This is a genomic window from Paenibacillus amylolyticus (assembly GCF_001570725.1).
Classification (GTDB): Bacteria; Bacillota; Bacilli; order Paenibacillales; family Paenibacillaceae; genus Paenibacillus; species Paenibacillus amylolyticus_A.
In genome coordinates, this window is the sequence record NZ_BCNV01000014.1 from 24,214 (window position 1) to 43,457 (window position 19,244).

The following is a 19,244-nucleotide window of genomic DNA, read 5'->3' on the forward strand; positions in this document are numbered from 1 at the left end:
CCAAGCACGTCCAGCGTTCGGCGCCATTATCGCGTTATGATTGCTGGCCTGCGGGAAAGGTCCGCGGTTCACTTCATTATATAGATTAAATTTGACCAGAGCGTGCAGAGCGTCTGACTAATCAATGAAACAATGACCATTCGTCTGTTCGTCCTTACGCGCTTTAGTATCTTGTGCCGAATCTTACCTTTTCATTACCCTTTTGCATTATACGCGATTGACGTTTATACTGCAAAACGGTTTTTCCGTTGAAAATGCTACATTTTGTTTGCTTATGCACCCGATTGAATATCCCTGCCAATGAAGTCCCATACTGGAAGAAAAGAGAGGAGCCCGTTCCATGACCAAGCCAAATCAAAAGACCCGCAAACGCGGGTCCGTGTACGAAAATTCATTAAAAACCTGTCTCTGCTCGCCGTACTCGCCATGCTTGCTACCGCTGCGGGATTGGTGTACCTATACGCAACCAGCCTGCCTCTTGCAGACTCTGATCGAAATTCCAGATTGCTGGACAGTCAAGGTGAAGTCATCTCTACCTTCTCCGCAGGTGGCAAAGATTCTGTACCCGTTCAACTGGAGGATATCGCGCCAGATCTGGTCAATGCCACTCTGGCTGTAGAAGACCGAAAATTCTATAATCACTACGGGTTCGACGTGCAAGGGATGGGACGGGCTGTGCTCGTTAACCTCGAACATATGCAGATGTCGCAGGGTGCGAGTACCTTGACTCAACAGCTGGCGCGTAACCTGTATCTATCTCATGAGAAAACATGGACTCGTAAAGCCAAGGAAGCCATGTACACGGCGCAATTGGAGATGAAATACAGCAAGGATGAAATTTTGCAAATGTATCTGAATGAAATCTATTATGGGCATGGAGCGTACGGAATCGAAGCGGCTTCGCGGATGTATTTTGGCAAATCAGCCAAACAGCTGGATCTCGCAGAGAGCGCCATGTTGGCAGGAATCCCGAAAGGACCCACCTACTATTCACCCTACAACCATATGAAGAATGCCAAAGACCGGCAGAAGATTGTGCTGAATGCCATGGCTGATATCGGTGAGATCACACAGACCGAAGCCGATAAGGCCTATGAGAAAATGCTTTCGTTCAAACCAGAAAGTGAGCGTAAAACGGTGGAAAGCGCCCCGTATTTCCGTGACTATATTCGGAGTCTGGCTATCAAAGAACTGGGAATCAGTGAAGCAATGCTGGATCACGGAGGATTAAACATCTACACCACCCTGGATCTACGTGTACAAAAAGCAGCTGAAGACGCCATAGCGAAAGGTATGGATGCCAAAAGCGAGCTGGAGACGGCCCTCGTGTCCATTGACCCTCGCACAGGCTACATCAAAGCCATGGTGGGCGGCAAGAATTACCGCACCAATCAGATAAACCATGTATTAGCGACTACACGCCAACCGGGTTCGGCGTTTAAACCGATTATGTATCTGGCAGCCCTGGAGTCCAAACAGCTTACCAGTGCATCCATGTTTAACAGTGAACCTACCCTGTTTCATTATGACAACGACCGCAAAACCTATAAACCTGGCAATTTCGGAGACAAGTATCTAGGTGAGATTGATCTTAGGCAGGCGATCGCGGCTTCAGACAATATCTATGCGGTGAACACCATTATGCAGATCGGTCCTGAGCAGGTTGTGAGTATGGCAAAAAATCTGGGCATTACAAGTAACCTGAGCGCCGTGCCCTCTCTTGCACTGGGAACCTCACCTGTTAGTCCGCTGGAGATGGCTTCCGCCTTTTCTGTCATCGCTGCTGGTGGACAACGAACACCAACTGTCGCTATTCTACAAGTGACGGATGCCGCAGGCCGTGTGCTCTACGAATCGCCACAGACGAAGGCTGAGACCGTGGTGGAACCTGCGGCAGCTTATGTACTGACTCGTTTAATGGAAAGTGTCTTCGAAAATGGGGGAACGGGCAATCGGGTGTCTAAGGCGATCAAACGTCCGGTAGCAGGAAAAACGGGAACAACCAACACGGATGCCTGGCTCGTAGGATTCACACCGGAGCTCTCCACTGCGGTATGGGTTGGTTACGATCAAGGCAAAGCCATCTCGACTTCGGATGGCCGCCGGGCGGCACCGATCTTTGCCCAGTTCACAGAGCAGGCCCTTGCGAGCGTACCACCCAAAATTTTCACCGTACCTGATCATGTTGTAAGTGTCTATATCGACCCGGAATCCGGCAAGCTGGCAGGCAATGGCTGTGAAGAGAAGCGACTGGAAGTCTTTATTGATGGCACTGAACCGAAAGAGGTATGTCACGGTACGACGGATGATTCGGATGCAGGAGAAGATGAGAAGACTCGTCAGGTACAGAATCAACAAGGCATACAGGAAGAGAAGCATTCCTGGTGGGGAGATTTCAAACGTTGGTGGGTAGAATGACGCAAATGCGCGATGACTTAGTTGCGTCACCTTTGACCCCTGATTATATTGATCATTTGGAAATTTACTTCAGATGAAAACTCATAATTATTCAGATCGATGAATACTGTTAATGAACGACCAAAAAGGCCCCAACCGAATTTTCCGGTAAGGGGCCTTTTTCTTTTTTCTTTTATACTGTGTTGACTGATCTAACTTAGGCAAGTGCTTCCTTCAATACATCCGGAGAAGCATTCCACCAATCTTCGTTGTGTGAGATCAACAGCGTCTTGAGTGCGGCCCGTGCTTCCGGTCCTAGCTCATCCAACATGAAACGGCGCTTCATGGCATAATCCATGCGATTCACATGTTCCGCCAGCAGTTTCCATCCACGTCTTGCTTCTGTGTCAATCCACATCTCACATGCCGTTGCTCCACCATACAGTTGCCCTTCTTCTGTGCGATCCACAGCTACCCACACCAGCCATACTTGGCGTCCATTGGGTACATCCTCACGATTCGTCGAGAACTTGATATTGCGCTCCACTTTGCTCTTCGCATGCATCGCACCGATATCAATTTTGGCTTCGCCATTATCAATAATGACCGGAGAAAGGTTGTTCAGATCAATGGAGCCTGCACCGAAGCCTTTATGCTTGCTTTTTGCACTAACGATATTCAAGGCAATCTGTTTTTTGCCGTTTTGCTCGTTTTGGTCCATGTTTATAGCCTCCAAGGGTTGATACAAATATTTTAACTAATAATTGGCCCATTGCAAACATATACATGCTGTAGATGCTTGTCAACGGGAGGTATTTATCGATGATTCCACGACGCGCCAAGAGCTGGCTCACCGCATCCCTGGCCCTATGTGTGCTGGCCGGAGGGATATGGATCACTCTGGGTTACAATCGCTCCACTCATTCTGAATTGCCAGTACTCGCCCCGGAATCGGGCAAGCCCAAGGCAATAGCTCCAACGCCAGCACCTCCAGAAAGTGTACAGACCCCTACCGCCGAAGTGTACAGTAACCGTATTGTGGAATATCACATGGATGTAAAACTGGCAGAAGGGAATGTACTGGAAGGAACTCAGACGATTACATGGACACATCCAGGCAAAAAAACCGTCAATGAGCTTTATTTTCATATGTACCCCAATGCCTTCTCTTCTGCTGACACCACCTTTATGAAGGAATCCGGCGGAAAGCTTCGGGGTGATGTCATGCCTACCAATGGCTATGGCTCCATGCATATTACCGAAATGAAAACGGAGGACGGGCTCTCTCTGCTGCACCGGATGCAGTATGTGCAGCCAGATGACGGAAATATCAAGGACACCACCCTCATTAAAGTACGCTTGCCCAAACCCGTCAAAGGCGGGGAAAGCATCACGCTCCACACTCGATTCGAAGTGAATCTGCCCAAGATTTTTGCCCGGATGGGAACCGCTGATGATTTTGTCATGGCAGGTCAATGGTTTCCCAAACTAAGTGCCTATGAACCGGTGGGCAGGCGTGGACGAACAACGGAAGGCTGGAATCTGCACCAATACCACGGCAATTCAGAGTTTTACGCCGACTTCGGTATATATAGTGTACGTATTCGGGTGCCTGAAACATACAAGGTCGCTGCTACCGGATTTCCAACGCAGCAAGCTGTGGTGAAGAACGGAGAAAAAGTTTATCAATTCTATGCCGATGATGTGCATGACTTCGCATGGGCAGCCTCGCCCGATTTTGTGTACGCCGAAGAGCCATTCTCTGCACCCAACGTTCCTGGTGTACGAATCAAGTTATATCTGGACCCTGCTCATCAGGATCTGAAAGAACGTTATTTCTACGCTGCGAAGGCCGCTCTATCCAATTATAGCAAATGGTTTGGTCCATATCCTTACGCCACCTTATCCATCGTTGTTCCACCTAAAACGGGGAATGGTGCCGGGGGCATGGAATATCCCACGCTAATCACAGCCTTTGGAGCGGATGACACCACGCCAGGTTATGACCTGGAACGAACCGTAGTCCACGAGATTGGACATCAATACTTCTATGGCATGGTTGCCAGCAACGAATTCGAGGAAGCTTGGCTGGATGAGGGGTTCACCTCTTATGCAGAAGACAAACTGATGGAGCAGGAATACGGACTGATCCCAAACCTGCCGGTGCAATCGGGACTGATTACGTCTCCTTCATCTTTAACACAAGAATCCTGGAAGTTCGATTCCCAGAACGAGTATGCAGCCAATGTCTACACGCGTGGCAAGCTTGTATTGCTCGGTATTGAACATCAAGTCGGTGCGAAAAAGATGGAACGCATTCTCTCTACCTATGTGAAGAAGTACCGTTTCAAACATCCCACTTCGACTGACTTTCAAAAAGTTGTGGAACAAGTGACCCGTACTTCCTGGTCTGATTATTTTGAACAATATGTCTATGGTAACGGAATGGCTGACTTTGCTGTAGAGAAGATTCATGTTACACCCGTACAGAAAGACGGCCAAACATTGTACGAGTCATCCGTAACAATTGCGAAAAAAGGCAGTGATTACAACGCCGTTCCTGTTCGAATGGTTTTTGAAGACGGACATATCCTCACCAAGCAATGGGATGGCAAAGAAGATCGCATCACCTATAAATTAACTCACACATCTCCCGTGTCCTGGGCCATGACCGATCCCCTCTACACGATCGTGCTGGAGAACCGCCATATGAACAATTTCCTGAAAGCCGGACTGGATGAGCAGGCGAAGTCCCGCTGGAGCATGAGTGTAACCAAACTAATAGAAGCCATATTCGGAAGTCTGTCATGGTGAGGTGGAAACGGTGAAAGCGAAAATACGTGAAGGCTGGTTTCTCGTCCGTCAGCATATGTTCATTGCAGCACTTTTATTTCTTTATCAACTTATATGGGGATATTTCCTCTATCGAATGATACAATCGGCTGTCGTCCCACTACTCCTGCGTTATCCGGATACTGATGCCGGGGAGCTGAGTACGCTTTTGTTCAAAATGGAAAGCCAACTGAACCTGTCTACCCATCCGGAGGTTCATCGTTATCTGTGGATGCTGGGGGCTATGCTACTGCTTCGTATGTTAATCAGCCCCCTCATTCAGGCAGGACTGCTCTACTCGCTTCAGCACTATAATAGTACAGAAGAGCGAATTCCATTCGTCCGCGGGATTAAAAATCTGTGGAAACCGATGCTGCTGCTCCACACCATTCGTACATTATTGGTGCTTCTGCCTGGCTACTGGCTCGTGCCAAAGCTGTACTCGATTCTAATGGATGGATTTCATTCCCTTCAATTACTCTTGCCCGGCATACCTTATGTTGCTGCCTGGATCGTATATGGTTGGATTATTCACCACACCTTGCTCTACATGCAGTTCGGTGTTTCGGCACCGGAAGGGGAAGGTGGCGCTCACGGTACACTCAAAGCGCTCTGGATTGCACTGCGTCATCTCATCGCTGTGATCGGCATTGCACTGCTGCTGGGCGGAGTTCACCTGCTCGTCTTCGGGGCATTCACTTCAGCCTCATGGTTACTAACGGGACTCACCGGACTTATACTACAACAGACGTATCCACTTGCCAGATGTCTATTGAGCCTGTGGAAAATATGCGCCCATTTCCAGTTATGGCAGTCCAAAACATCCAAAGGTTAGAGCAGATAGTTTAAAAATTGTTACCATCACATGTTAAACTTATGGCCTGATATGTACTTATAAATAGGCAAACCTCAACCTTTCCCCGTCAAAGGTCGAGGTTTTTTTTGCTAATTTTGTTGCTAAACGTTGCCAAACCGGTACTCCTCTGTTACAATAATCGCAGTGAGTTTTTAGTAACAACTTTGTAATCTTTACATTCATATTTGTAACTACTTAAAATTAAATCGTCATTTCTTGATTTCGCAGGTGCATAACTAGCATAGCCAAATTCCTGGCACCTGGGAAGCGGGGGAACCAGTTATGGGTGAATTGATCTTGCTACAGAGGGATCATAGGGGACCTTCAACCGAATCCTTAAGCTAACCTCGCAGGCGTTGGAAGGGGTATATCTCTTGTTAAAGAAGAAATTAACCGCAGCTGTACTTAGCCTCACATTCGCGTTATCGCTTGGTGCAGGCAGCGCATTCGCAGATTCAAAGATGGACAAAGTAATTGATTCAGCAATGGGAACTACATACAAAAGTGGGGGAACAACGCTTAACGGCTTTGACTGCTCCGGATTTACACGGTATGTATTCGACAAATTGGGTATTGATTTGGCACGCCAATCGAGTTCCCAATTCGACATGGGTGATTCCGTATCCCGCATGGAGATGAGAGCTGGCGATCTGGTTTTCTTCAATACAACAGGTAAAGGCGTATCTCATGTAGGAATCTTTGTAGGGGATGGAAAGTTCGCACACTCCTCTTCTTCCAAAGGTGTTACGATCAGTGCATTGAGTGAAAACTATTGGGCCAATCGTTATGTTGGCGCTAAACGGATTATGAGCACGGACGCATATGAATCACTGGCCCTTGACTAGGGACAAGCTGAGCAACATGATGCTGTAACCATTAACCATACTGGAACGAAGCAAGAAGCATAACAGAACCGCCCGGTACATTCTCCGCAGGAATGTATCCGGCGGTTTTTTTGTGCTTCATTCCCTGTTTACGTTTTTACGTTGCAAGTTACACACGAGGTATATCCTGCGACATCAACAGGTTCATTTTGCGTTCGCTCGTCCGTGCCCTTATGATGTTTTTACCCATCCCGTTATAATATAAACGGAATTACAGGAACTTTTGTTTCATTTTTTTTCCACGAAAGGGAGACTTGCTATATGAACGGCTCTTTTGTAGAGTGGACAGAGAGTTTGGTAATGAATGAGAGGAGCGTGCAGATGTATGAATGAAGCCCCTGTAACGTTTCATGTTGTACCCATGCAAGAAGAACATGCGGAGCTTATCTGCAGTTGGCAGTATGATCCGCCTTACAATATCTATAGCTGGCTACCCTGGGAGCAGATGAAAGCACTGGAAGTGGAGTTTGGAGATGCACAGCTGCGACAGGAACAATATGCTATTGTTCTAGATCAGCATGATCGGATCTGCGGATTCGCTCAATACTTCCCACTTCAAGGGGTAACCCGGATTGGCCTCGGCATGCATCCAGAGCTGTGTGGTCAGGGTCAAGGGAAAGCTTTTGTCACCGCCATTGTGCAGGAAGCCATTCGCCGGAACCGGACGAATGAGATCGACCTGGAAGTGCTCACATGGAATGCCCGTGCCATTCAAGTCTATTTAAAAAGTGGATTTGTCACTCAGGATACATACGAACGACAGACTCCAAGTGGCTTAATGCCCTTTCACTGTATGGTTTATGAGGGGCCTCGTGAGTAGAATTCATTGCAAAACAGCTAAATCTGCCCCTTGTTATGTGATTAGTTCAAAAAATTACCACAAAATGCTATGATGTCACTACAGGTTCCGTTATAATGATATGGATAGTTTCAGGTTAGATGATCTTTCATTCTGGAGGGGACATAAGGGATGCACAAATGGATCATGAGCGGGGTATTTTTTGCAGCATGCGCTTTAGCTATTGTTTTAATGTTTACGCTTCCAGGGAAAGAAGAAGTGGCTGAAGAAGCGAAACCAACCATGCCGGAAGTGACGATGGATGCAGGACAGGCTGAGGCACTGGTCAAAGCCAATTGTATTTCCTGTCACGGGGATCAGCTTCAGGGTGGCGTAGGACCTGCTCTGGCGAACATCGGCAGCCAGGATGATCTGGAGAAGATCTATTCCACGATTGTCAAAGGTAAAGGTGGCATGCCTGCCTTCAAGGGCAGACTGCAGGATGAAGAGATTGCCAATATCGCCATGTGGCTGTCAGAGAAGAAATAATCTTTGCACACGCAGAACAAAGAGGCCCTTAATCCCCTGTTGGGAGAATAAGAGCCTCTTTGTTCTATCCTTTACTGAGCTTCTGGCGCTTGCTCAGCCAGGAAGGCCTCGACTTCACGTGCGGACGGCATCCCGGACTGGGCGCCGAGCTTCGTCACGGATAACGCGGCCGCACCCATGGCGAAGCCTACCGCCGCGTCCAAAGTCTCACCGCGCGCGAGGGCTACTGCCAGCGCGCCGTTGAAGCAATCGCCAGCGCCGGTCGTATCGACGGCGCTTACGGCGTAGCCGGGCGCACGGCATGCGCCGGCACGCCCTGCTTGTACGCGGCCGCCAGGCGCCGCCGCGTACACAGCCCCCTCGGGGCCGAGCGTCGTGACGACAGCGGCCCCGAGGGATGCGGCGAGCTCTGCGACCGCCGCATCCAGGTCTTCCGGCCGGAGATGATCCCGGCCGGTAAGCACGGCGAGCTCACTGCGGTTCGGCGTGACTACGTCGACGCACCGCAGGAGCTCCTGCGGCAGACCCGGCACCGCTGGAGCCGGGTTGAGCACCACCAGTGCGCTGCCGTCAGCGGCCAGTTGGGCGGCGCGGGTGACCGCTGGCAGCGGGATCTCCAGCTGCAGCAGCACCGCGGCGGCTGCAGTCAGGCTTTTTACCGTATCCGCCTCTTCCAGCATCTCAGGCACCACTTGTCCATTCGCGCCAGGAATAACAATAATCCGGTTATCTCCCCGAGAGAGCCAAATCGATGCCGTCCCTGTAACCGTGTCTTCCAATATCCGAACCTGCGAGGCATCTGCACCACTTTCCGTCAGACTGTGCAGCAGACGTTCGCCAAAACCGTCCGACCCTACCGCACCAATCATCGCGGTCTGTCCACCCAGACGCGCAGCGGCAACAGCCTGGTTTGCGCCTTTGCCACCAGCGAGATAATGCAGCTCCTCACCGCTCACCGTCTCTCCCTCTTCCGGAATCGTATCTGTCTTCACCACGAGATCCATATTGAGACTGCCTACGACAGCAATAAGAGGTTGTTTCTGATTATAGTCTGACATGTATGGTTCACTCACTTCCGGCCGCGCGATAATAACCAATCTCGTTATTCCGACCTCATTTTGTCATAAGCTTCGTTATATTGCCCTGCTTCCTTGATATCTACAGATGTAATACCACCCGCATCCCATGACGTGAGACGCAGCGTAACCGTTGTATAATCAATCGTAATAAAAGGATGATGATTGAATGCTTCCGAGATCGCAGCGACCTCATCCACAAATGCAATCCCTTTCATGTAGTTGGAAAACACGAATTTACGTACAATCCACCGTCCCTCTTCCAGTTCCCAGCCTTCCAGCCTCCCCAGATGAGCTTCGACTTCCTCTTGCGAAAAAACCATGCGTTATCTTCCTCCCCATAGGATGGTACCTTACAGACGACATGCGTCCGTATAACCATCGACACCTTCGGTGCAATTCACAGCAACCTCAAAGGCCAGGCTCACCGCCATGCGGTTGGCCCATTTCACGACTAACATCTTACCACGGACAAGCTGCAAAATCCAATCAACTACATGCCATAGAACCAATAACCGTAAGGCTTTGAGGAGAATTCATTCTCCATCTCATCCCCCCCGAAAATGGCATGTACACATACTAAATTAATGGCACAAACGTTAACTCTTCTTCCCCAATCAAAATATGAATGCGGTGTTGTTCCTTATCATGGATGACCACTCCACTTCCAACCGGAATGACAGACTCCTCACCCAGCGCATAGAACAGATCCTCCGCCAACGCCTCGTCCACTTCAAGTTGCTCAGGTGCCCCGAGTCTCTCCCACTCTTCCGCGTCCATTTCAAAGAAAACATACCGATCCGGTATACGTCCGATTGCCGTTGTCAAATCTGTCAAAATTCCTTCATAATCCCGTCCATGCTTTACGCCCATTGGCTTTTCACTCCTATTCGGCCCCTAAGGAGCGGATTTGATCTTATTATACCTGAAAATAACCCTTAAAAAAAAAGGCCTATTGGTCGATAAATACTATACATGACCGTTTTAACTGTTTTGGCAATCAAAAAGAGTGCCAAGCATTAAACGAATTGCGGCTCAACGTTCGTCCGGAAGCCCGAATATAGCCGCTTGAAAGGATTCAATTTTATCTCATGGATGAGGTGTATGATGAACATTTCAACAATTATTGGACTTGTTTTGGGACTCGCTTCACTTGTAATCGGTATGATGTTAAAGCATGCTCCCGTAATTAATCTGGTCAACAACCCAGCAGCCTACATGATTATATTTGTTGGTACCGCAGCAAGTATTTTTATGGCATTCCCTATGTCAGAAGTCAAAAGAATTCCGAAGCTCTTCGGAGTTTTGTTCAAACAGCAAAAATTGATCGATCGCGTATCCCTAATCGGCACGTTTATGGACTGGGCTTCCACTACCCGTCGTGAAGGTTTGCTTGCACTGGAATCAAAAGTAGAAGATATTGACGATCATTTCCTTCGCAGCGGCATGCGAATGATTATCGACGGGAACGATCAAGACTTTGTTAGCGATGTTTTAATGGAAAATATTCACACTACAGAGGAACGTCACCGCAGTGGTGCACTGATCTTCTCCCAAGCAGGTATGTATGCTCCAACACTTGGCGTTCTCGGAGCCGTAGTTGGTTTGATCGCAGCCCTTGCGGACCTTAGCGATATGGATAAGCTATCTCAAGCGATTGCAGCAGCATTCATCGCTACCCTCTTGGGTATCTTCACAGGTTATGTACTGTGGCACCCGATGTCTAACAAGCTGAAGCGTATGTCCAAGCAAGAGATGGAAATCAAACTCATGATGGTTGAGGGTCTGCTCTCGATTCAATCCGGTGTTTCTACCATTGCCATCAATCAGAAATTATCTGTATTCCTGACACCTTCCGAACGTAAACAACTGGAAGAGAAGGAGGGCTCATCAGGTGAAAAAGGCTAAGAAGCACGAACCACATGAAGAGCATATAGACGAGAGCTGGTTGCTTCCCTATTCCGACTTGATGACCTTGTTGCTCGCTCTGTTTATTGTATTGTTCGGTATGAGTTCAATCGATGCAGCCAAGTTCGAGCAAATGGCTTCCGCACTAAACAGTGCATTAAATGGAGGTTCCGGAATTCTTGACCATTCGTCCATGAATCCGGATACGCCAGGTGCTGATTTGGGTAAAAACAAACAGGAACCTACAGAAATCACCAAGAAAACACCAGCTCAGATTACGGATGCACAGATGGCTAAGAAAGAACAAGAAGACCTGGAGAAACTCAAAGAGCGACTCGACAAATATATCTCGAAGAACGGGCTCTCAGACCAGCTGAACACCAAGCTGAATCAGTCTGAATTGAAGATCACCATCAGTGATAACGCCCTGTTCTCCTCAGGCCGAGCAGATGTGAAGCCTGAATCACGATCCCTGGCCAAAGCAATCTCAAGCATGCTGCAGGAGTTCCCTGAATATGAAGTGGTTGTATCCGGTCATACCGATAATATTCCCATTTCGAACAACCAATATAAGGATAACTGGGATCTAAGCGCAGATCGTGCGCTCAACTTCCTGAAAATCCTGTTGCTAAACTCGCAATTGGACCCTTCCAAATTCACACCAAGTGGTTATGGAGAGTATCACCCGATTGCCAGCAATGACACCAATACCGGACGGGCACAGAATCGCCGCGTAGAGGTTTCGATCATTCGGAAGTATCAAAGTAACAATACCAATGTAAAAGCCGTGGGCGAAGGAAACTAGAAGCCTGCAGCGATTCATTAACAAAAGACCGTTCTCCAGGTACAGGGAGAACGGTCTTTTGGGTTTATATATAGCTGACGTTTGGTTTATCTCTATATATTTCTCACATTATTTCGGATAATTCACCTGTCTTCTGTCACCCTGCACCAAAAAGCCCCGCTCTCCATTATGGAAAGCAGAGCTTCAATTAGTTAAATTAATTATTCAGAGTCGAATCGACTATTCCAGTGAATAGTCCAACAGTCCGCCCAGCTCCGCTTTTTCGGCGGCAGTAAGCTCTCTCCATGCACCTGTTGCCATTTCTCCAAGATGGATGTTCATGATCCGAACCCGCTTCAGCTTACGAACCTCATATCCAAAGGCACTACACATACGCCGAATCTGGCGGTTCTTTCCTTCGGTCAGGATAATACGGAATACACGATCCGTCATCCGGGTCACTGTACATGGCAGTGTCATTTCGCCCAAAATCTTGACTCCTGTGCTCATACCTCTAAGGAAACTCGGGGTTACAGATCGATCAACAGTGACGATATACTCTTTCTCGTGGCGTCCTTCTGCTCTAAGAATCCGGTTAACAATATCCCCATCATTGGTCATCAGGATCAAACCTTCCGAGTCCTTATCCAGACGTCCAATTGGAAAAATACGTTCATCGTGCCCGACAAAATCAACGATATTACCCTGAATATGCTGCTCGGTTGTACTTGTGATTCCAATCGGTTTATTCAGCGCGATATATACGTGTTTTCTCTTTTCCTTGATCGGTTTACCATTAATTCGTACATCGTCGCCTTCTTCTGCCTGACTGCCCAGTTCAGCCTTAACTCCATTAATGGTTACCTGACCACTATCCACCAACTTGTCGGCTTCACGCCGGGAGCAATAACCTGTTTCACTAATAAATTTATTAATACGCAAAAGGTAATCTCACCTCATCTATTTCTCTTCATCTGTAAGTGTGTCATCCGTTACCTGATCTACCTCAATAACTTCCGGTTGTTGCTCGGATGCAGGCAGTTCAATAATAACCGTTGTTCCCTTGTTCATGACGCTTTTAATATCCATCATGCCCTTATGTGATTGAATAATGCGCTGACTGACCATCAGTCCAAGCCCTGTTCCAGACTCTTTATTCGTAAAGAAAGGCTCCCCGAGTTTGGGCATCATCTCTTCCGGGATACCAATCCCTTCATCCCTAATCTCAATTCTGACGCGGTTCAGCTGTTCGTCATGCTTGAGCTTGATATGAATACTACCTCCATTTGGCATGGCCTCCATACCATTTTTCAGCAAATTGATGAATACCTGCTTCAACTGGTTCTCTTCACAGTGTACCATAGCCGAATCGGATGAGGCACGCAGTACAAATTCTACACCATGCAGATGCGCCTGACTATCCAGTAACGAGATGACATCGCCGAGAATAAAACGAATATCCCGATTCTGAAAATGAACCGCCTGCGGTTTGGCCAAAATCAGAAATTCACCGACAATAAGGTTGATGCGATCCAGCTCCGATAACATCAGATCCAGATGACGATGATTCAGCTTATTGCTCTCTTGCTGTAACTGCAAGAACCCGCGCAGCGTGGTTAACGGATTACGAATCTCATGCGCTACACCTGCTGCAAGCTGACCCACGGTTGTAAGCTTCTCAGAGCGTCTGAGCAGCTCTTCCATACGATTACGACTTGTTATATCCCTGGAGACACTAATGAGCGCGGTAATCTCTCCAGCCTCATCTCGTACCGGGGCCGTACTGACACTAACCTCTACCCGGGTCCCGTCTTTCTTCATCCAGGTGGTTTCGTTGGACGTAATGGACATCCCCTCAACGAGTTGGGCATGCTGACGTTTCATTTCTTCTTCTGCCTCTGGCGGAATGATCTTCAGGTTACGACCTTCCACCTCACGACTTCGAAAGCCATATAATTGTTCAAATGCCCGGTTAACCCGCAGCACTTTCCCTTCAAGATCCGTAATGTGAATGGCATCAGCTGTCTGATTGATAATGGATTCCAGATGCTCTTTCACCGCTCGATTCTCTTCATACATCTGTTTTAGACGGCTCGTATAATGGCCCAGATTGCGAATCATGGCATTAATACGATTAGCCAGTTGGCCAAGTTCATCCTTCCTCCGGACTTTCAGACGGAAGTCAAAGTGTCCATCGGCTACATCATTCACTTTGCCCAGTATGGATTGGATCGGGCGCGTAATATAGCCTGCGAGCAAATAGCTGCCAAAGATCACGATCTCCAGCAAAACCAAAGATATTGAGGCATGGCTCACCAGCTGTTCAGATACCATGGAGGATATTTGCTTATAGTCCATGACAATACTGATGACATAGGAAGACTGATTGGGTGTGAAAATGGGAATAAAACTCTTCAATACCTTCTGTTCGTGTGTTTCGCTGACAAAAGATACATTCTGCCCTGTTCGAATGGCGCGCACCACAGCACGGTGGTCCTCTTCCGTAGAACCATATTGGTATGTGCCGAAACGAATCGGTCTGTTATTCAACTTGCTAAAGTTCGAATCTCTTCCGTCATCACCCATGTTGGGGCTGCCGAAAGTTAACGGATTGATGCCTGTAATCTCCAGAATGGAGGGATTGACCTCACGAATTTTATTCAAAATCTCATCCGGACTAGAGATTTTCACATAGTCATCAACTTCCGTATTATTATAGAAGGGATTGATTATGTAGTTTCTCTTTCCATCATGGTAGTAACCCCAGATATCGATATCCGAAGGACTAGACGTCGAATACTCGAATCCATCTGACCAGAAATGTTCCAACTTCTGCCCTTGGGGAATCGTCACCTGTTGTTTCTCAAACAACTGCTTAAATGCCTGATACCAATAGGTCATGGATTTGGTGGACAGCCCGAGCTCTCTCGGATCGGAGGAGCGGCTAACCACAATATCATCATCCGTCTGCTCCATTAACGAAATATGCGAAACGCCGACCTTTTGGCTCAAGCGTACAAGTTCTTCATTTGTGATATTATTAATATCCGGGTCCAATTCTTCTGCCGCCATGACAGCAGCAAGCCACAGATTGTTTCCAATCTGTCTTTTTACATAATCCGAACTGTATTGATTCTGTTCGACAGCAATTGCAATCTGCTTCGCAGTGAGCACCATCTTGGTTTCACTGTCCTGCCTCAGATTCTCTTCTGTAGTATAATAACTCAGTGCGATATTCAACACTAAAATAACGAGCACTGAGCACGACATAATCATGGATAATTTCGTTTTAATAGACAAGTTTTTTTGTTCACCTCTCGGCTTGTACCCTCTGGCGATATATGGCAAAACCTATATCCATCATAACGCTTGTATGTCTTTTTGAAAAGGATAATTGACCCTTGTCCAAAAGTTACCGCTTGGCTGAAAAGCTCGAAATTCGTTGTTTCTTGTCTTTTTGAACTCTACAATGAAATTAATCACTATATTTATCCACAAATCCACAGGCTTGTGGATAGTTTGTTTATAACTATGTGAGCAACTACACGGTTATCCACAATTCTATACACAACATGTTAACAACCCGAATGCTTGTTCGCTGAATAAACGATTTTGGAAGGAGTTATATTGTAATGACTGACCATTCTCTCCAGACTGATCTTGCGCAATTATCTGAGGAAGCTCAGCATGAGCACTGGATGCGGGAGGCTATTACCGAAGCCTACAAAGCTGAGGCTCTTGGGGAAGTTCCGATCGGAGCTGTAATCGTACAAAACAACCAAATCATTGGTCGAGGATACAACCTGCGTGAAACTACGCTGGATTCCACCGCCCATGCAGAGATGGTAGCTATCCGTCAGGCCAGCGAGACCATTGGAGCTTGGCGTTTATTGGACTGTTCTCTGTACGTCACACTGGAACCTTGTCCGATGTGCGCAGGTGCAATTGTACAATCCAGAGTCCCCCGCGTCATCTATGGTACGGCTGATCCCAAGGCCGGCTGTGCAGGTACACTGATGAACCTGCTGCAAGAACCTCGTTTTAACCATCGTACCGAAGTTCTTGCGGATATTCTTCAGCCTGAATGCTCCACGATGCTGACTCAATTTTTCAGACGTCTGCGTAAAAAATAAAAATAAACTATATAAATTGAAACTAAACATTTACACGAGAACGTAGAGGACAGAAATGACCTGAAGAAGCAACGCGTTCGCCTTTATCCCCAGATTTCCACCTCTATAATATAGAATCGAAAAATCGGGGGATAACAGCGATCGGAAGGTTGTTCTGTCATCGGAGTGGCAAGTGTAATATTCTTTAGTTCAATTCATATAGCACTACGAACATTCCAATTGGAAAGGAAGTGTGCTGCAATGGCACTAACACTCTATGATACAGCCAATGGCATAAGCCTTCGGTTGCTCACATCTCAGGATACACAATCCTATCTGGACCTGATTCAGGTCACACGTGTCCCATATCAAGCTGTAGAACCCGTGCGAGAGAATGATTTTTATACACTGGATGCTCAGACTCGGCGGATTGAGGATCGGGTCAAAGCAGCAGAAGAAGGTACAGGATATCAATTTGGAATCTATACCATTAAAGACAGCCTGCTGATTGGACAAGTAAGTATCAACAATGTTGTATTGGGCGTTGCCAATTATGCTGATATGGGTTACTTTATCCATCCGGATTATCAGGGCGGCGGACGAATGACAGCAGCGGTTAAACTGGCCGTAGCTTATGGCTTCCGTGCGCTGAAGTTAAATCGGATTCAGGCTGCAGTATTACCCACCAACAAAGGTTCGCAGCGAGTACTTGAGAAGAACGGATTTCAGGTTGAAGGTACTGCTCGCAAATATCTCAAGATCAACGGCAAATATCAGGATCATCAGATCTATGCTGTACTTGCTGAAGACTTGGACGAACTTGCAAACTAATAAGAAGAAGCTTATCCTCACAACCGTCTACATTTCCAATTCAACAATATACAAATTCAAAATACGAAACCGCACTACCCTACTAGTTAGGGAAGAGTGCGGTTTTATTCGTATGGCACTTTTTTTATTGGGCTTTCAAACTATTCGTTATTTGCTCTACGCCGTAAGACTTACTAACCGGTCCAAAACCAAAGGCCACCTGTCCATTTATCTTATAAACATGCCCATTCTTCACTGCCTTGAGTCCTTTCCAGACAGCGCTTTTCTCCCATTCATCCGTTACAGCAGACAGAGATGGATCTTCCATATTGAAGTACCCCAAAAATAGATAATCCGGGTCGAGCTTCGCAATCCCTTCCAATGTAAGCTCTCCAGCCTCTGTGGACGGAGGCGTTAGTCCCAGACCATCATAATATTCCGTGATATAGTCGGCACCTTGAAGATAAGCCTGTTTTTCACGAACCTGCATGAATGCAACTGTTCCTTCAATAGATTGAAGCTCGCTTTTGCCATCTGCAAGTTTTTGATCAAAATCATTAATATACTGTACAGCTGTTTCTTCCTGTCCCAAAATCTGCCCCAGATCTGTAATGACTTTACGCCATTCCTTGAATACATCCTGCTTGGTCTCATCCAGTACAACAGTGGGTGCGATCTGATCGAGTTGCTCCAGAATGTCCTTGTTCGTCTCATTGCCGGCAATAATCAAATCCGGTTCATAAGCAAGTAATGCCTCCAGATTCACTTGTGTATTCTCACCCACGATATCAATCGTGTTTTTGTTTTCAACATAAGGTTTGTACAAGTCACTTTTCAATAACGATTGATCTTCTGTAAAAGGAAGCGTGATAGCCACGGAATCCAGATCAAATACGAGCAGATCATCACTCAATCCCCAATGAGCCAAAGCTATCTTTTGGGGTTGTTGTTTGATTTCCATGTCTCCCCGAGCAGTCTGTACCGTACGTGGATAGTTATCAGACGATTCATCTGCGGATTCAGATGATGAGCCGGAATTCTCACCTGTACGGGTAGCACTTTGCTCCGTTTGACTTGTCGTTTGCTCCGATTTTTTTTCACCCGACGAGCAGGCAGCCAATAGTAAAACTAAACTCAATACTGCAACAAGCGTGACCCAACCCTTATATCTTGTTCTATGCATCTCTAGTGCTCCTCCAATTACTTCAGCGAATTTATGATAACAATTATCATTATCAATTATATCAGTGATATCCGCCTGTACAATGGACACTGTCCGATTCAGGATGGATTCTTTCCATGTCCCATAATCTTTCTCACTTCAGACGGGGCACAGCCCTTATGCAATTTATACACCCGACTGAAGTAGTAGGGGTCCGCATAACCTACCTTAGCAGATACCTCTTTCACGGTGTAACTTCCGATCTCCAGCAGCTCCTGTGCACGATTCAGACGATAATGCATCAGATAACGCATTGGACCCATCCCCGTATATTTTTGAAACATATGTGAAAAGTATTTCGGTTTCATATCGAATTGAGCAGCAACACCTTCAAGCGTCAGTGGTTCAGCATACTGATGCTGAATGAATTCCTGAGCTGAATCTATCCATGCACCACTTGATGTATTCCTCGAGCTTCTCGCTCCACGTAATACCGAGATGAGCAGTTGATAAAATAGGGTCTGTTTCTCCAATTGGTTTATGTACCCCGGATTCGAGGCAACGTTAAGAAGAGCAAGCATCAATTCCCCTTGAACTCGGGACTCTGAATCATTCAAGCTCATCTGCAGCTCATAGACCTGATCGGGATGAAATGAATGAAGTCCCTCTTCCTTTTGCATTGCCGGTAGAAAATGAACTAATACATACTCAAAGTTCCTGTCTCCGACATGGATCTCCAGATGCATATTCTTACCCCCGATAAAAGCCTTGCCTGGTTGCATATGATAAAGATATTTTGTACCATCCGTATTCGTAAAATGAAACGCTGCTTGTCCGTGTAACACCAGCAGCAAAGCACTTTTTTCTGTTCGTTTCTCCCGGTGCCCATCGTAAATCATATCTGCACGCAATACAGTACGATAAATCCCACATACATGAACAGGATGCTCAATGAATTCATAAGCAAGCTGTTCTTCATCCGGTGTTATCATCGAGTACTCCCCCTGATCTCCTGTCATTTATAAATAGTTTATCTTCCGTCCCATTCATTGTATAGACTCTAATTTTATACAAAAAAAACCGCCTGTACCCAAGC

At 46.9% G+C, this 19,244-nt stretch carries 19 protein-coding genes and 1 riboswitch; of the genes, 10 read left to right on the plus strand and 9 right to left on the minus strand.

Annotation, left to right across the window (positions count from 1 at the left end):
- Positions 1–300: 300 nt before the first annotated feature.
- Complete coding sequence (locus PAHA3_RS29355) at positions 301–2,418, plus strand: transglycosylase domain-containing protein (protein WP_062838129.1); 2,118 nt, start codon at positions 301–303, stop codon at positions 2,416–2,418.
- Between the two features lie 196 nt (positions 2,419–2,614).
- On the opposite strand, the gene PAHA3_RS29360 is transcribed toward PAHA3_RS29355, so the two are convergent.
- A complete protein-coding gene (locus PAHA3_RS29360; RefSeq protein ID WP_062838130.1) occupies positions 2,615–3,118 on the minus strand; it encodes a YwhD family protein in 504 nt (167 codons plus the stop codon).
- A 101-nt stretch (positions 3,119–3,219) separates the two neighbouring features.
- On the opposite strand from PAHA3_RS29360, the gene PAHA3_RS29365 reads away from it, so the two are divergent.
- From PAHA3_RS29365 to PAHA3_RS29385, 5 genes are all read left to right on the plus strand, one after another.
- The gene (locus PAHA3_RS29365) at positions 3,220–5,211 is read left to right on the plus strand and encodes a M1 family metallopeptidase (RefSeq protein ID WP_062838131.1); all 1,992 of its coding nucleotides are present in this window, start codon (positions 3,220–3,222) and stop codon (positions 5,209–5,211) included.
- Between the two features lie 10 nt (positions 5,212–5,221).
- On the plus strand, positions 5,222–6,064 hold the full coding sequence (locus PAHA3_RS29370; protein ID WP_062838132.1) for a hypothetical protein: 843 nt from the start codon (positions 5,222–5,224) through the stop codon (positions 6,062–6,064).
- A gap of 254 nt (positions 6,065–6,318) precedes the next feature.
- Positions 6,319–6,456, plus strand: a riboswitch (cyclic di-AMP (ydaO/yuaA leader).
- Positions 6,457–6,459: 3 nt separating this feature from the next.
- Positions 6,460–6,930 carry a C40 family peptidase gene (locus tag PAHA3_RS29375; protein ID WP_062838133.1) on the plus strand — a complete coding sequence of 157 codons (471 nt, stop codon included), beginning with the start codon at positions 6,460–6,462 and terminating at the stop codon, positions 6,928–6,930.
- Between the two features lie 364 nt (positions 6,931–7,294).
- Positions 7,295–7,789 carry a GNAT family N-acetyltransferase gene (locus PAHA3_RS29380; protein ID WP_062838134.1) on the plus strand — a complete coding sequence of 165 codons (495 nt, stop codon included), beginning with the start codon at positions 7,295–7,297 and terminating at the stop codon, positions 7,787–7,789.
- A gap of 150 nt (positions 7,790–7,939) precedes the next feature.
- Entirely contained in the window at positions 7,940–8,296 is a 357-nt protein-coding gene (locus PAHA3_RS29385) for a c-type cytochrome (protein ID WP_062838135.1), read from the plus strand.
- A 71-nt stretch (positions 8,297–8,367) separates the two neighbouring features.
- On the opposite strand, the gene rbsK is transcribed toward PAHA3_RS29385, so the two are convergent.
- From rbsK to PAHA3_RS29400, 4 genes are all read right to left on the minus strand, one after another.
- Positions 8,368–9,354, minus strand: a complete 987-nt coding sequence (gene rbsK, locus PAHA3_RS29390) for a ribokinase (RefSeq protein ID WP_062838153.1) — start codon at positions 9,352–9,354, stop codon at positions 8,368–8,370.
- Between the two features lie 44 nt (positions 9,355–9,398).
- Positions 9,399–9,695 carry a 4a-hydroxytetrahydrobiopterin dehydratase gene (locus PAHA3_RS29395; RefSeq protein WP_062838136.1) on the minus strand — a complete coding sequence of 99 codons (297 nt, stop codon included), beginning with the start codon at positions 9,693–9,695 and terminating at the stop codon, positions 9,399–9,401.
- Positions 9,696–9,725: 30 nt separating this feature from the next.
- Positions 9,726–9,884, minus strand: coding sequence for a hypothetical protein (locus tag PAHA3_RS30695; protein WP_167350969.1), 159 nt, complete (start codon positions 9,882–9,884; stop codon positions 9,726–9,728).
- 67 nt (positions 9,885–9,951) lie between these two features.
- Positions 9,952–10,245 carry a hypothetical protein gene (locus PAHA3_RS29400; protein ID WP_062838137.1) on the minus strand — a complete coding sequence of 98 codons (294 nt, stop codon included), beginning with the start codon at positions 10,243–10,245 and terminating at the stop codon, positions 9,952–9,954.
- Positions 10,246–10,479: 234 nt separating this feature from the next.
- On the opposite strand from PAHA3_RS29400, the gene motA reads away from it, so the two are divergent.
- Together motA and motB are read left to right on the plus strand one after the other, a co-directional pair.
- Positions 10,480–11,280 (plus strand): flagellar motor stator protein MotA, encoded by an 801-nt coding sequence (motA, locus tag PAHA3_RS29405; protein ID WP_062838138.1) that lies wholly within the window; start codon positions 10,480–10,482, stop codon positions 11,278–11,280.
- The gene (gene motB, locus PAHA3_RS29410; protein WP_062838139.1) at positions 11,267–12,085 is read left to right on the plus strand and encodes a flagellar motor protein MotB; all 819 of its coding nucleotides are present in this window, start codon (positions 11,267–11,269) and stop codon (positions 12,083–12,085) included. Before motA ends, motB begins: the two co-directional genes overlap by 14 nt.
- 219 nt (positions 12,086–12,304) lie before the next feature.
- Here the strand turns inward: motB and rluF are convergent, their stop codons facing one another.
- Positions 12,305–13,006, minus strand: a complete 702-nt coding sequence (gene rluF, locus PAHA3_RS29415; RefSeq protein WP_062838140.1) for a 23S rRNA pseudouridine(2604) synthase RluF — start codon at positions 13,004–13,006, stop codon at positions 12,305–12,307.
- Between the two features lie 18 nt (positions 13,007–13,024).
- The gene (locus tag PAHA3_RS29420; protein ID WP_062838141.1) at positions 13,025–15,364 is read right to left on the minus strand and encodes an ATP-binding protein; all 2,340 of its coding nucleotides are present in this window, start codon (positions 15,362–15,364) and stop codon (positions 13,025–13,027) included.
- Positions 15,365–15,696: 332 nt separating this feature from the next.
- Between PAHA3_RS29420 and tadA the strand changes: the two genes are divergently transcribed.
- Positions 15,697–16,197, plus strand: a complete 501-nt coding sequence (tadA, locus tag PAHA3_RS29425) for a tRNA adenosine(34) deaminase TadA (RefSeq protein ID WP_062838142.1) — start codon at positions 15,697–15,699, stop codon at positions 16,195–16,197.
- 240 nt (positions 16,198–16,437) lie between these two features.
- Positions 16,438–17,007 carry a GNAT family N-acetyltransferase gene (locus PAHA3_RS29430; protein ID WP_062838143.1) on the plus strand — a complete coding sequence of 190 codons (570 nt, stop codon included), beginning with the start codon at positions 16,438–16,440 and terminating at the stop codon, positions 17,005–17,007.
- Positions 17,008–17,131: 124 nt separating this feature from the next.
- On the opposite strand, the gene PAHA3_RS29435 is transcribed toward PAHA3_RS29430, so the two are convergent.
- Together PAHA3_RS29435 and PAHA3_RS29440 are read right to left on the minus strand one after the other, a co-directional pair.
- Complete coding sequence (locus PAHA3_RS29435) at positions 17,132–18,169, minus strand: ABC transporter substrate-binding protein (RefSeq protein WP_062838144.1); 1,038 nt, start codon at positions 18,167–18,169, stop codon at positions 17,132–17,134.
- A gap of 98 nt (positions 18,170–18,267) precedes the next feature.
- The gene (locus PAHA3_RS29440) at positions 18,268–19,140 is read right to left on the minus strand and encodes a helix-turn-helix transcriptional regulator (RefSeq protein WP_062838145.1); all 873 of its coding nucleotides are present in this window, start codon (positions 19,138–19,140) and stop codon (positions 18,268–18,270) included.
- Positions 19,141–19,244 lie beyond the last annotated feature (104 nt).